14 protein-coding genes and 1 pseudogene are annotated in these 13,956 nt (G+C 64.6%); 13 read left to right on the forward strand and 2 right to left on the reverse strand.

What is annotated here, in order from left to right:
• From AB1634_15865 to AB1634_15925, 13 genes and pseudogenes are all read left to right on the forward strand, one after another.
• A partial coding sequence (locus AB1634_15865; GenBank protein ID MEW6220990.1) for a hypothetical protein occupies positions 1-818 on the forward strand: 818 nt, incomplete at its 5' end.
• Positions 784-1,245, forward strand: a complete 462-nt coding sequence (locus AB1634_15870; protein ID MEW6220991.1) for a nucleotidyltransferase domain-containing protein — start codon at positions 784-786, stop codon at positions 1,243-1,245. The genes AB1634_15865 and AB1634_15870, both read left to right, overlap by 35 nt.
• Positions 1,226-1,573 carry a HepT-like ribonuclease domain-containing protein gene (locus AB1634_15875; GenBank protein ID MEW6220992.1) on the forward strand — a complete coding sequence of 116 codons (348 nt, stop codon included), beginning with the start codon at positions 1,226-1,228 and terminating at the stop codon, positions 1,571-1,573. Before AB1634_15870 ends, AB1634_15875 begins: the two co-directional genes overlap by 20 nt.
• Positions 1,574-1,872: 299 nt before the next feature.
• On the forward strand, positions 1,873-3,075 hold the full coding sequence (locus AB1634_15880; protein ID MEW6220993.1) for an ATP-binding protein: 1,203 nt from the start codon (positions 1,873-1,875) through the stop codon (positions 3,073-3,075).
• A gap of 468 nt (positions 3,076-3,543) precedes the next feature.
• Positions 3,544-4,410, forward strand: a complete 867-nt coding sequence (locus tag AB1634_15885; protein ID MEW6220994.1) for an MBL fold metallo-hydrolase — start codon at positions 3,544-3,546, stop codon at positions 4,408-4,410.
• 18 nt (positions 4,411-4,428) lie between these two features.
• Entirely contained in the window at positions 4,429-4,710 is a 282-nt protein-coding gene (locus tag AB1634_15890) for a DUF2442 domain-containing protein (protein ID MEW6220995.1), read from the forward strand.
• Between the two features lie 45 nt (positions 4,711-4,755).
• Positions 4,756-4,905: pseudogene (locus tag AB1634_15895) on the forward strand (DUF6544 family protein).
• A 33-nt stretch (positions 4,906-4,938) separates the two neighbouring features.
• A complete protein-coding gene (locus AB1634_15900) occupies positions 4,939-6,069 on the forward strand; it encodes a DUF2157 domain-containing protein (protein ID MEW6220996.1) in 1,131 nt (376 codons plus the stop codon).
• Entirely contained in the window at positions 6,066-6,593 is a 528-nt protein-coding gene (locus AB1634_15905; GenBank protein ID MEW6220997.1) for a hypothetical protein, read from the forward strand. The genes AB1634_15900 and AB1634_15905 overlap by 4 nt, the downstream gene beginning before the upstream one ends.
• Positions 6,594-6,881: 288 nt before the next feature.
• The gene (locus AB1634_15910; GenBank protein ID MEW6220998.1) at positions 6,882-7,925 is read left to right on the forward strand and encodes a substrate-binding domain-containing protein; all 1,044 of its coding nucleotides are present in this window, start codon (positions 6,882-6,884) and stop codon (positions 7,923-7,925) included.
• A complete protein-coding gene (locus AB1634_15915; GenBank protein ID MEW6220999.1) occupies positions 7,922-10,147 on the forward strand; it encodes an ATP-binding protein in 2,226 nt (741 codons plus the stop codon). Before AB1634_15910 ends, AB1634_15915 begins: the two co-directional genes overlap by 4 nt.
• Before the next feature lie 9 nt (positions 10,148-10,156).
• Positions 10,157-10,582: a response regulator gene (locus tag AB1634_15920; protein MEW6221000.1), complete on the forward strand. Its 426-nt coding sequence runs from the start codon at positions 10,157-10,159 to the stop codon at positions 10,580-10,582.
• A gap of 4 nt (positions 10,583-10,586) precedes the next feature.
• Positions 10,587-12,716, forward strand: coding sequence for a response regulator (locus AB1634_15925; protein ID MEW6221001.1), 2,130 nt, complete (start codon positions 10,587-10,589; stop codon positions 12,714-12,716).
• 114 nt (positions 12,717-12,830) lie between these two features.
• On the opposite strand, the gene AB1634_15930 is transcribed toward AB1634_15925, so the two are convergent.
• Both AB1634_15930 and AB1634_15935 read right to left on the reverse strand, forming a co-directional pair.
• The gene (locus AB1634_15930; GenBank protein MEW6221002.1) at positions 12,831-13,283 is read right to left on the reverse strand and encodes a HEPN domain-containing protein; all 453 of its coding nucleotides are present in this window, start codon (positions 13,281-13,283) and stop codon (positions 12,831-12,833) included.
• Positions 13,273-13,587, reverse strand: coding sequence for a nucleotidyltransferase domain-containing protein (locus AB1634_15935; GenBank protein MEW6221003.1), 315 nt, complete (start codon positions 13,585-13,587; stop codon positions 13,273-13,275). The genes AB1634_15930 and AB1634_15935 overlap by 11 nt, the downstream gene beginning before the upstream one ends.
• Positions 13,588-13,956: the final 369 nt, after the last annotated feature.

The raw sequence follows: 13,956 nt of genomic DNA on the forward strand, positions 1-13,956 counted from the left end.
CCGATGGCCCGGCCCCGGATGACGAGAGGTTGCTCCATGTCTTGCCTCCTTGCCAGGCAAGACTACACCACCGGCGATCTGAACGCAACCCCCAAGTGGGGTGTGCCATGAAGAAATTTCTACAAAACACCATTTTGTTTGGACCTGTTAGGAATTGTTCTCGTCGGAGACAAACGCGTAATGCACCCGTCGCATCAATAGACAAACCAATGCAAAACATAAATGACATACAAGAAGAGCATCCTGGCGGTAAGTTAATTGACTTTACAGCAAAGCATAAGCATCTAGCTTGGTCTTTTTCGTGCAGCCAATCAGACCTTGAAGGGCACATGACAACCAAGTCTGGCAACTACCCTCACTATCATATGCAAATGAAATTGAATGGCCAGTCCTTTATTCGTTATAGCGACTTCCACATCCCTTTTCACAAAGACGATCTTTTCGATATTGAGTTATATTCAAAACATAAAGATTTTGCGGTACACAGTTACGGCCCCGGTTCTGGCATGCAGGAATTAATGGGCAGCGAAGAAGGTCTTGAATTTATTGTCGATCATTCAACCCCAACAGATAATCGGGAAGATGCCGCGTATGATCTTAGTACAATAATCATGGCTCCTGAAGGAGGGACTATCTCTGGAGATTTAATTGCAGATGCCGCAAAAGAGGCAAAAGAATCTCAGAGAACACTAGCTTCTGTTATTCGAGAAAAACTAAAAGATTCCGGGGCAAATATTACCACTATTGTTTCACCCGGTGACGGCGTTCCTGAACCGCAACAGCGTGAAGGTGGCAGGAAGAAAAAAAGCACCAGATAACAAGCGGGTCAACCTGACCGCGGGAACGGCGGCTGCGCTGCGCCGGAAGCTTATTGGCGCGGTCAGGTTACCCGTTAGCCCGGCACATGACTCATGTTCACAAGGGGGTATACATACTATGATCAATACCAAACAAGACGTGTTCAGTATTCTTTGCCAGCAGCATCCTCGCTTAACAGCACTCGGTGTTAGAAGAATTGGGCTGTTTGGTTCCTTTGTAAGAGGGGAGCAGCATCCTGAGAGCGACATTGATATTCTGGTTGAATTCGTGCCAGAGCAAAAAACGTTCGACAACTTCATGGAGTTATCCTTTTTTCTGGAGGAGATCTTAGAACACAAAATTGAACTAGTAACGATCGAATCTCTTAGCCCTTATCTTGGCCCCTATATTCTTAAAGAGGTTGAGTATGCCGCTATCGCCGCTTGAATATCTTCGTCACATAATCGATGAAGTCGAATACCTGATAGACAAAAAGCGAGGAGTGAGCAAAAATGAATTTCTTCACGATTCCACATTGCAACGCGCTTTTGTGCGAAGTATCGAAATAATCGGAGAAGCTTCAAAGAAAGTGCCCAATGAGCTGAAAGCGAGATATCCAACAGTTAAATGGAAGGCCATCGCTGGCATGAGAGATCGGCTCATTCATGACTATTTCGGAGTTGACTATGATGTGGTTTGGGACGTTGTAGAGAATAAGACCGACGCTCTTCGCGAAGATATGCTGGAGATACTTGAAAAAGAGAAGAAGCAATAGCATTGTAGTATGCTTGAAAAAGGGCTAACCAGTAAGGATTGATTCGACCCGCAGGGTCGCCTTCAATCCATTGTTCAAGTAAGCCGCGGCACTGGCCCGGAGCGTGCATTATGGGCAATGCTTCGGCGTCGGTGTTCTGAGGCAGGAATCAGGCAGGGGGCCTGGGGCCGGTTCTGGATGGCATAGCCTCCGGGGTGGCATCAGGCGGGAGGGGACAACGGCCGAGAGGCCCGTGGCGCACGGCCCCAGGTCGGCATGATCGAAGCCCCGGGCGGTCGGGTTCGACATGGCACGGGGACTTGCAATTTGAAAGATTATCGTTCAACATGCAAGCCATGTGGCAACGATCCGCCTTGCAGCTTCTTGAACGTCTCTGGCAGCATTTCCCCGCCGTCACCATTCTCGGTGCCCGGCAGGTGGGGAAAACCACCCTGGCGCGGCAATTTCTCCCCGATGCCGTCTATGCCGATCTTGAAGAGCCTTTCACCCAGCAGCTCTTTCAGGACCAGCCGCGTTACCAGATTGAAAGCCGGGGGCCAGGGCCACTGATACTTGACGAAGCACAACAGGTCCCGTCCCTTTTCCCTACGCTCAGAGGGCTGATTGACCAGGAGCGCAACCGGATGGGGCGGTTCTGCATCCTCGGCTCCGCGCAGCCATCTCTGGTTCGGGCTGTTTCCGAATCTCTCGCCGGCCGCGTCGGTGTTCTTGATCTCGACCCGCTGTGCGCCAGCGAGACATCCGGAACGGAGCCGATTCTGGATTGGCGAACCCTTTGGCTCCGGGGAGGTTTCCCGGATGCGGCGAAGGGTGATTTCCGCGCCTGGTGGGAGTCCTATCTTCGTACTTATGTGGAACGGGACCTGCCACAACTGGGCCTTCGTCCGCAACCGGTCCTGCTGCGCCGGTTGCTGACCATGATGGCGCACATGCATGGAGGTCTTCTCAACATGTCGGACCTCGGTGCATCCCTGGGAATATCTCACAGTACGGTGTCCCATTATATTGAGATCCTGGAGCAGACTTTCCTGGTCCGACGGGTTGCACCGTATTTCCGGAACATTGGCAAACGACTTACGAAAAGCCCCAAGGTGTACTTGCGGGACAGCGGTCTGCTGCACCACCTTCTCAACATCTCAACCCATGAAGAGTTGCTGCATCATCCGGCACTTGGCCGGAGCTGGGAAGGGTTCGTCATGGAAGAGATCGTGAGGCGGGAAAAGGTGATCCGTCCCCATTCGCAGTTTTTTTTCTGGAGAACCGCCGCGGGGGCCGAGGCTGACTTGGTGATCGACCGCGGCAGCGAGCTTGTTGCCATCGAGATCAAGTGCGGGGCGATGGAGCAATCGCGGGAGGTCAGACGTTTTGCTGACACCTTGCCGGATATCGGCGCCAAGCGAGGATTTGTCCTCGATCAGGGTACCGGACGACGCCCGCTTCATCCCCAAATTGAATGTCACGGATTTGCCGATGATCTGCATTGGCTTCCAGGGGAATTCTGATGCATGGTTTGCCATCGCCAGCGCCCCCCAATGCTGTTGACGGAAGCCGTCAGCGTCATTCCCGCGCAGGCCGGAATCCAGCTTTCATGCGGCTTTCTGGACCCCGGTTTTCACCGGGGTGACGGTAAGGGGAGCATCCCGTGTTTGTCCGGGGCAGCTGGAGCGCCTTGTTGTGGAGCGGGCACCCATGGACAGAGAATCTGGCTGGACTCGGGGGAGGATCCCGGCGTGGTGACGGGCGGGGATGAACCCCGCCCCTGACGGCATCGGAGCCATGGCTCCGGAGTATACCCCTGGCAGGTTTATCCGTTTTCGGGACAAACGTGGAATGCGCCCTGGCCCATGTGCTGTTCCGGCCTCCAGGAGCCCGGGCCTCCCTGCGGTGAAGGGCGCCCACCGGCGGTGGCAGAGACGCAGGGCGCCGCAACCTTTTTGACCAACACCACCCCGTCACCAGGAGCAGAGCCCATGGTCCACAATCTTCCTCAGACCAGCGGGGCGGTAACCGTGCTGGTGGACAACTCCGTCATGGAGCTGGTGCCGGACAGCGCCTTTGTCCAGCGCCTTTCGAAGCCTTCGACCCCCTTTCTGGCCGAACACGGATTTGCCGCCCTGATCGAGGCCGGGGACAAGAAGATCCTGGTGGATACCGGCTCCACCGGGATTGCCCTCCGGCACAACCTGAGCCAGTTGGGGCTTGCGGCCGAGGACCTCGATCTGGTCTTCCTCTCCCACGGCCATTACGATCACACCGGCGGACTCGATGCGGTGCGGGGTACGGTCATCGCCCATCCCGATGCCTTCTGCCAGCGGTTCCTGGTGCCCAAGGCCGGGGTGAGCATCGATCTTACCGGCCCCAGGCCATCGGCCGGCCACCGCCTCCAGTGCCACCGGGAGCCGGTGGTCCTGGCGGCAGGGGTCATAACCACCGGCGAGATCGAACGGGTGCACGAGTGGGAGGAGCTACCCTCCTTCCGGATCCGCAAGGAGGGGGGAGAAGAAACGGACCGGATCTGGGACGATCAGGCGGTGATCATCCATTCCCGGAACGGGCTGGTGATCGTGGCCGGCTGCAGCCATGCGGGAATTGTCAACACCATCAAGCATGCCATGAAGATCACCGGCATCACGAAGATCGCCTTCGTTCTCGGCGGCTTCCACCTGATCGGGCCGGGTGAGGCCAAGATCGACCGGACCATCGAAGAGCTGCAGCGGCTCGATATCGAAAGGCTCGTTCCCATCCACTGCACGGGCTTTGAGGGAACGAAAAGACTGTCCGCGGCCATGCCGGACCGGTTTGCCTACTGCACCGCCGGCTGCCGGATCGCCTTTTGAGGGACAAGGAGCACCAAGATGCAATCACAAGCGCTTGGCATCGACACTTCGGCGGTTGAGGTCACCAACATCTCCCGCCATGGTCTCTGGCTTCTGACTCACGACGAGGAGCTGTTCCTGTCCTTCGAAGAGTTTCCCTGGTTTCGGGACGCCACTGTCTCCGCGGTCTTGCACGTCGAACAGCCCTGTTCAGGCCACTTCCGCTGGCCTGACCTCGACATCGATCTGACCATAAGCTCCATCCGAGAGCCGCATCGCTATCCTCTCGTCTCGCGAGCAGGCAGGCGAGCCACGCCGTGAGCAGGATGCTCCGCGCTTGTCCCGGATCTTCCTGGCTCGGGTGCCTTGCACAGGTACCTGGCTGGGGCGGCCTGGTATCCCACCGCGCTCTTGCCTCAATCTGGTGTCGTGTGGAGTCCGATTGATGATCGCGCCGCCACGGCCACACTGACTGACAAGGGCGCAGGTGGGTCGTTGGAGTTTCGATTGACGCGCAGTATGAGCTTGAGCCAGGGGAGGAGCACGCCCATGCCGGCACGATGGCAACGTTATCTTGACCGCTGGACGAATGCCGGGCTCATCGACCCGGTCACCGCCGAGCGGATCCGGGCCTTGGAGGCCCGGGAGGAGCGGGCCGGGGGGCTGCGCTGGCCGGTGCTCCTGGCGGTCAGCCTGGGCGGGCTGCTCCTGGCGGCCGGCGTGCTGCTCTTCGTGGCCGCTCACTGGGACCGGCTGTCGCCGGGCGAGCGCTTTGGGCTGGTTCTCGGCCTGGTGGCCGTGTTCCACCTGGGGGCCGCCGCCCTTGCCCAGGGGTTCCCGGCCCTGGCCACCACGTTGCACGCGGTGGGCACCGTCTGCCTGGGGGCCGGCATCTTTCTGGCTGGCCAGATCTTCCATCTCCAGGAGCACTGGCCGGCCGGGATCATGGCCTGGGCCCTGGGCGCCGGGATCGGCTGGGCCCTGTTGCGGGACTGGCCGCAGGCGGCGCTGGCCGCCTTGCTCACCCCGGCCTGGCTGGGCGGCGAGTGGCTGGAGGCGGTGGGGGACCAGGAGGTGAGCATCCGGATCCTGGTGGAGGGGCTGCTGCTCCTGGCCATCACCTACCTGACCGCCCTGCAGCCGGACCGGACGACCCCGGTGCGCCGGGCCCTCATGGTGATCGGTGCCCTGACGCTCCTGCCTCTGGCCACGGCGGTGCCCCTGATCGCGGCCGAGGTGCCGCGATCGGCCCCGGCCTGGGAGGGCCCGGCAGGGCTGGGCCGGACCCTGGCGGTGGCCTTGCCGCTCCTGGCGGCCTTTGGGCTGCGGCGGCGGGCGGCGTGGCTCAACGGGGTCGCTGCCCTGTGGGTCTTGGCCCTGGGCCAAACCCGATGGACCATGGGCAGCGGCTGGCAGGACCTGGGGCCCTACGCCCTCTGGGCCCTGGGCGGCCTGGCGCTCATCGCCTGGGGCCTCGCCGAGGAGCACCGGGAGCGGATCAACCTGGGCGTGGCCGGCTTTGCCCTCACCGTCATCGCCTACTATTTCTCGACGGTGATGGACAAGCTGGGCCGCGCCAGCAGTCTTATCGGCCTGGGACTCCTGTTCGTCCTCGGCGGCTGGCTCCTGGAGAAGGTCCGGCGCCGGCTCCTGGCCCGGGTGGGGAGGGTGCAGCCATGAAGCCCTGGGTGAAAGGGGTGGTGATCGCGGTGGTGCACCTGGGTCTGGTGGCTTCCCTGGGCGTGAAGCTTCTTTACGATCGGGCCACCCGGCCCCGGGGCTGGGCCCTGACCGCGCCGGTCGATCCGGACCTGCCCATCCGCGGCCGCTACGTCAGCCTGCGGCTGGTGGTGGAGCCCCGGGGCATCCCGGAGCCGTCTCCCGGACGGCCGCGGCCGTCCTCCCAGCCGGTGCGGCTCCTGGTCGAGGACGGCCGGCTCTCCGCCGAGATCCTGCCCGAGGGGCGGGAGCGGGATGCCGGCACGCCGCGGCTGCGGTTCCAGGAGCGGCAGGGCCAGAGGCTGGCGGTCCTGGAGCAGCCGGTGGCCTTCTTCATCCCCGAGCACGTCCCGGATCCCTCGCGGCTGCCGCCGGGCGAGGAGCTGTGGGTGGAGGTGACGCTTCCCGGCAAGGGCCCGCCCCGGCCGATCCGCCTGGGCAAGCGGCAGGGGGACGGCGCCATCACGCCCCTGGGGCTGCGGTAGCCATGAGCCCCAGCCCTCCCGGCTGGTCGCGACAGAGCCCCCCTGCGGCTGGCTGGAAGTGCACTCCACTTCGGGGGAACTCGTGGTGAATCCTTAGTTCGCTCAGCCGTTTTCTGCGGCTTTTTTCCCTTGCGGATCTTGCCCTGACGGTCGGCCTCGGCTATGGTCCATATGCTGGGCACACCGGTGGCCTTGGCATGGATCGGGCCTGATTACACGCGCCGGCAGGCGGCGCTGGCAGCGATGCCGATCCCGGGCCGCCGGCCGCCCCCGCAGGAGGCCTCCGCCATGCAGCCGCTCCCTGATCCCCGCTGCCGCCGCATCGGCCTGGCCGGTGCCGCGAGCCTCCTTGTGCTCCTGGTCACGGCACTGGCCCTGGCCGAAACATCCCCGGCCGGCCTGCGCGGCCCGGCCTTCTCCGACCCGGACGACCGCCTGGCCATGCCGGAAGACTGGGTGGCCAGGCCGATCGCCTACGAGCCATGGGATGCGGGCGCCGATCTGGTCATCAACATGGACCAGGATATCTACCACACCCTCTGGCCGCAGATCACCCGGTTCGGCCGGGAGCACCACCTGGCGATCCATCTGCAGGAGGGCACCTGCAGCATCGCTGCCGGTATGCTGGCCAAGAAGACCGCGGACATGGGGGGCTTCTGCTGCCCGGCCGGCCAGGAGGACCGGCTGCCCGGCCTCCGGTTCCACACCGTGGGCATCGTCGGCATCGCCTTCATCGTCCATCCGGAGAATCCGGTGGAAGACGTCTCCGCCGACCAGCTGCGCCGGATCTTCCAGGGCCGGATCCAGCGCTGGTCCGAGCTGACCACGCCGGCCGGCGCCAAGGGGCCGGACTGGCCCATCAAGCTCATCACCCGGCTGCACTGCCCGAAGCGGCCCGGACACTGGCGGCTGCTTCTGGATCACAAGGGGCAGTTTGCGGCCACAGCCTTCGAGGTGGGCTCCATCCCGGACATGGTGGGGGAGGTGGCGCGGTCCCGCAACGCCATCGGCTGGGAGGTCTTGACCATGGTGGAGCGCAACCGGAAGAAATACCCGCCGGTGCGGCCGCTGGCCATCGGCGGGCTGCGGCCCAACGACTCCCGGGCCCTGGCCACCCTCCGCTACCCCTTCTACCGGACCTACACCATCACCACCTGGGACGGTCCCGGGGTGGCCAATGCCCGTGCCGGCCAGCTGGCCGCCTTCATCGTCGAGGATTTTGCCCGGCTCGACCCTGACCAGTACGGGCTCGTGGCGAGCCGCTGGCTGCGGGAAGCCGGGTGGCGCTTCCACGGGGAAGAGCTGGTCGGTGAGCCGGCCGAGACGCCATGACCGTCCGGTCTCCGGCCAGCGCCCTGCTCCGGCGCATCCCGCTGACCCCCAAGATGCTTGCGCTCACCTTTCTGGTTGGCCTCGTCATCTGGGGCGTCCTGGACACCTTCCAGATGCGGCGGATCCGCGAGATCTCCGATCGGCAGCTGGCGGAGCTCATCGGTGACCAGGCACGGGAGGACCGGATCCGGTTCGACAGGTACATGATATCCCACGCGGAGATGGCGGAGCTGTGCGTCTCCCGGCAGGCGTTTAGCGATTACCTCATCGATGCGGCCGGCTTCCGTTCCCACCGGCAGCAGGTGCTGGTCCATGAGGAGGTCCCGTCCTGGCTGCCGGACAACGCGGTCATGCGGCATTTCACGGTCATCCGCACCGCTCTGCTGCTGGATGCAGGCGGCACGGTGCGGGAGATCTACCAGGCCCGCTCCGAGTCGCTGCCCCGGGAGCTGCTCCCGCCAAGTGGCCGGCTCCTCCAGCTCAGTCAGGGGCAAAGCTTTCTCACCACCCTCGACGGCGTCCCCTATCTGCTGGCCGGGCAGGGGTATCAGCCCCCGGATGGCAGCAGCCCGGTCACGCTCCTTTTGGCCACCCCCCTGGACGAAGGCTTTCTTCTGGCCTCGCAACAAGGCACCAGCGCCCACACCGTGGCCCTGCTGGACCCGGAGCGGAATGTGGTCGTCGCCAGCAACGCGCCGGATGACATCCCGGCCGGCACCTTGCTGGCGGATCTCAAAGGCGACTATGTGCTCACCTCCCGCCACCATTTCGACTGGGGCGGCTCCGACCTGGCTCTCCAGTTTGCTTCCCTCATCTCGCGCAACGAGCTGGCCACCATGAGCCAGTCCATGCGGGAGGCGGAGCGCCTGCTGCGGGGAAGCATGGCCTGCGCCCTCATCCTCGCCTTTTCCGGCATCATGCTCTGGATGACCCGGGAGATCCAGCGGCTCACCGGGCGGATCGCCCACGTCTCGCAGGAGCTCTTGGGCGCCGCCCTGCCGGAGGAGGTCTCCGGTGGCGACCAGCTCCATATCCTGGAGCGCCGCTTCGACCTCTTCTTCCAGGAGATCATTGCTTCCCGCCAGCGGCTGCAGCGGCAGGCGGCGGAGCTGCTGCAGGAGAAGACCGTCTACCTGGACACCCTGCTCCATTCCCCGGCCATGGCGGTGGTGGCCACCGACACCGGGCTCCGAATCAAGTACTTCAATTCCATGGCCGAGCAGCTCTTTGGCGGCCAGGCCCGGGAGGCCATCGGCCGGGCCATCCCGCAGGCGGCGCCTGGCCCGCTGGCCGAGGTGTTCGCCGGCGCCGCTACCCTGGCCGCCGGGGAGGAGCGGCTCCACACCGCCGCGGTGCGGGCCGGGGGCCAGGAGCGCATCCTGGAGCTGCGGCTCACCACGGTGTCCGACGCCTCGGGGCTCAATTCCGGCTATCTGCTCCTGGCCCAGGACGTCACGGCCCGGGTGCAGGCGGAAAGGCAGATCCGGGACCTCAACCTGGAGCTGGAAGAGCGGGTCCGCCAGCGCACCCAGGAGCTGGAAGCGGCCAACAGCGAGCTGCGGGACTTTGCCTACGTCGTGTCCCACGACCTCAAAGCGCCGCTCCGGGCCATCAACCAGCTGGCCTCCTGGATCGCCACCGACTACGCCCGGGTGCTGGGCGACCACGGCCGGGAGCAGCTGGGGCTTCTGGTCAGCCGGGTGCGGCGCATGCATGCGCTCATCGACGGCATCCTCCAGTACTCCCGGGTGGGCCGAGTCCGGGAGGAGCGGCAACCGGTGGATACGGCGCAGGTGGTGCGGGAGGCCATCGAGGTGGTCCATCCGCCGCCGGGCATCACCATCATCGCCAACGACCCCTTGCCCGTTGTGCCCGGCGAGCCGACCCGCATCGCCCAGGTGTTCCAGAACCTTTTGAGCAATGCGGTCAGGCACATGGGCCGGCCGGAAGGGGAGGTGCGAGTCTCGGCCGCCAGCCTGGAGGACGCCTGGGAGTTTGCCGTGCGCGACAACGGCCCCGGGATCGACCCGCGCTACCACGACAAGATCTTTCAGATCTTCCAGACGCTGGCCTCCCGGGATGAGCAGGAGAGCACCGGGGTCGGCCTGGCCATCGCCAAGAAGATCGTGGAGCTGCACGGCGGCACGATCCGGGTGGAATCCGAGGCAGGCCAAGGCGCCGCCTTCCTGTTCACCCTGCCGAAAAGCGCCCCCGCGCATTGAGAAGAGCCGATGCCTCGATCCAAAAAACCGGTACTCCTGGTGGAAGACGACCGGGTGGACGCCATGACCCTCCAGCGGGCCTTCCGGGAGCTGGGGATCCCCAACCGCCTGCAGCGCGCCGGCACCGGCGAGGAGGCCCTGGCCCTGCTGCGGGACCCGGCCTGCGAAAGGCCCTGCATGGTGCTCCTGGACCTCAATATGCCGCGCATGGGCGGCCTTGAGCTGCTGCGCCACCTCAAGACTGACCGCGATCTGCGTCGCATTCCGGTCATTGTCATGACCTCTTCCCCGGACGAGCAGGACCGGTTGGACAGCTTTGGCCTCGGCGCGGCCGGCTACATGCTGAAGCCTGCCGAGTACGACCAGCTGGTCGAGGTCGTCCGGGCCATTGACCGCTACTGGACCTTGAGTGAGCTTCCCCCGAATGGAGACTAGAACGATGATGGCCGAGCAGCCGAAGACGGTCCTCTTTGTGGAGGACGATGCCGTGGACCGCATGGCCATCACCCGGGCCGCCGGCCGGGGGGATTTCCCGTACGGGTACAAGATGGCCGGCACCCGGCAGCAGGCCGAAGAGATGCTGGCTGCGGAGACCTTTGCCGCGCTGGTGCTCGACTACCGGCTTGCCGATGGCACGGCCTTCGACCTTTTTGAGCGGGCGGGCGGAGCGCCCATCATCGTGGTGACCGGCGCCGGGGACGTGGAGATCGCCATCCGCGCCATGAAGATGGGGGCTTTTGATTTTCTCGAAAAGGACCCCCAGGGCAACTACCTGAAGGTGCTGCCCATGACCATCGCCAGCGCCGTCCGCCGCCAGGCCGAGGAGCTGGAGCTGGCCGCCTACCGCCAGCGGTTGGAGGAGCTGGTGGCGGAGCGCACCGCGGCCCTGGAGGAGACCGCCGGCAAGCTCGACCGGGCCGCCCGCGCCCAGGGCATCATCAACCAGCTGCTGCAGGTCTCCCTTGCCCCTCTTCCCCTGGAGGAGCAGCTCAGCCAGGCCCTGGCGGTCATCCTGTCCCTGCCGGGCCTCGGTCTCCGCCAGCAGGGGGCCATCTTTCTGCCGGACGAGGATGGGGCAAGTGCTCTGGTCATGAAGGCGGAGATCGGCCTTGACCCCAGACAGAAGGAGGTCTGCCGGCGGGTGCCCTTCGGCACCTGCGTCTGCGGCAAGGCAGCGGTCTCCGGCAGGACCGAGATGCTGAGCTGCCACGACGCCCGCCACGAGATCCGGCTCATGGATGCCGCGCCGCACGCCCACTGGTGCGCGCCCATCCGGTCCGGCGACCGTTTGCTGGGCGTTCTTTCCCTGTATCTGGACCCTGCCGGCACCACCAGCCCGGACGAGCTCCAGACCCTGGACACCGTGGCCAGCACCCTGGCCGGAATCATCGAGCGGGCCCGGGCCGAGGAGGACAAGCAGCGCCTGCTGAGCCAGCTCCACGAGTCCCAGAAGCTGGAGTCCGTCGGCCGCCTGGCCGGTGGGGTGGCGCACGACTTCAACAACATCCTGTGCGCCATCAACGGCTACGCCGAGCTCGGTCTCATGAAGCTCGGCCGGGAAGACCCGGTGCACGAGTTCTTCGAGGTCATTCTTTCCTCCGGGAAGAGGGCCGCCGACCTGGTGAGCCAGCTCCTGGCCTTCAGCCGCAAGCAGCTGGTCTCCCGCACCGTGCTCAACCTCAACGACGTGATTGCCACCAACCAGAAGATGCTGGGGCGGCTGATCGGTGAAGACATCGTCATGCGCCTGGTGCTGGCAGACCCGTTGTGGGAGGTCAAGGCCGACTTCACCCAGATGAATCAGATCCTCCTCAATCTGGCGGTGAACGCCCGGGATGCCATGCCGGAGGGCGGCACGCTGGCCATCAGCACGGCCAACGTCCGGCTGGATGAGCAGCTGGCCCGCCGGTATCACGGGGTGCAGGCCGGCGACTATGTCACCCTGACCATGACCGACACCGGCTGCGGGATGTCGCCCCAGATCCTGGATCGCATCTTCGAGCCGTTTTTTACGACCAAAGAGACAGGGAAGGGGACCGGTCTTGGGCTGTCTACCGTCTACGGCATCGTCCGGCAGCACGACGGCGCCGTCACGGTGGAGAGTGCGGTGGGCAAGGGGAGCACGTTTGTGATCCTGCTGCCCCGGTGCCGGGAGGTGGCGGCCGAGGCCCGGGAGACGGGTGGTGAGATGCCCCGGGGCAACGAGACCATTCTGGTGGCCGAGGACGAAAAGACCCTGCGCAGCCTGACCCAGATGGTGCTGACCCGGCTGGGCTACACGGTGCTGGAAGCCGATGACGGCGAGCAGGCGCTCCGGTTGGCCCGGGAGCATCAGGGGACCATCCACCTGCTCCTCACCGATGTGGTCATGCCCCGGATGGGGGGCGCCCAGCTGGCCCAGCAGATGCTGGCCCAGTTCCCGGGCGTGAAGCTCCTGTTCATGTCCGGCTATGCCGAGGAGACCCCGGCGTTGCATGCCCTGGTGGACAAAGACACCTTCATCCTCAACAAGCCCTTCACCCCCGCAACCCTGAGCCAGGCCGTCCGCAACACCCTGGACAGCCGCTAGCCGCACCGTCCCGCCGCCGCACCTCATGCCTGGCCGCAGTGCTGCCGGGCCCCAGGCCTGCTCACGCCGGGGAGCCCCTCCCGTCCGGACTGCGGTGGGCCGCCCGGTCACGCATCAGGAAGAGCGGATTGCCGGATTGTTGGACGACGGCACGGGGGCAAGAAGCGGACGGATGGCGTGGAGGATGCCGAGGGCTGCACGGATGCCCTGTTGAGCGTCTTCTTCCGCGTACACCTGGAACGGGGCCAAGTCGGGAAGGCCGTTGGGATAGCGGGTGGGGATATACAGCTTGTCGAGACAGCGGGCCTTTTCAACCAGGGGCCGCAGGATGGAATCGCGCCGGTCCAGATGGGGAAAATCCTCCACGAGACGCAGAAGGGAGTGTCCCCAGGGATCGACTCCATGGTACAGCCAGAAGGCCTTGAGCGTCTTTTCGCCAGCCTGTTGGGCCTGAAAACAGGCCCATTCATGACTGCCCGCCTGGGTTGAGGATTGCGCGGCACGGAGGTCCGCTTCCGCCTGGGCGAGCCAACGGTGGGCGTCATGACGGTATTTCTCAAGACTCATAGACGGTGATCCCTTCGGCCAGGGCCTTGGCGAGGAAGGCCCCCTCGCGCATCCCCTCGAGCTCCTGCCGCCGGTAGATGAACAGCTCCACCGGCATGGGGAAAACGGAGCTGATGGCGGTGAAGTACTTGTCCAGCCGGCGGAGGTACGGCAGGTCCTCATCATCGATGATGAGGAGGTCGAGGTCCGAATGCTGGTCCTGGGTGCCCCGTGCCAAGGAGCCGAAGACGATGGCCCGCTCCGCCCCGAGGGCCTTGACGATGGGGCCGAGCCTTTCGGCGATTTCATCAATGGTTACCGGCATGCCACGCATTCTAGGCAATCACCTGCCGGGAGTCAACGGCTCCTCCCCCGGCGTCGCGGCGCGTGGCCGCCGGACGCCCCTTCACGGGAGAAGGCGGCACGGGGTAAGGACGGCCGGCGTTTCCCGTGGGGGGGAGGAGTCAGCTTCGGAGCGGGCCAACTATGACGAGACCGGGATTGGGGCGACCAGTGCGGTGGGGTCCTCGAACGGCCACCTGCCCCTCCCATCCTGCCAAACTCATCCTGCAGAGGTACGTGGCCAGGCGACGGCCGGCCCAAGGCGCTTCCGCCGGGCCGGCGACCCCCGGGCGGCCTTTGGCTTGACGGCAAGTCCGTTCTTCGTGTCTAGTGGGAGCCGGCAAGTGGCAAG

It is taken from the genome of Thermodesulfobacteriota bacterium, from assembly GCA_040755095.1.
Taxonomy (GTDB): Bacteria; Desulfobacterota; Desulfobulbia; order Desulfobulbales; family JBFMBH01; genus JBFMBH01.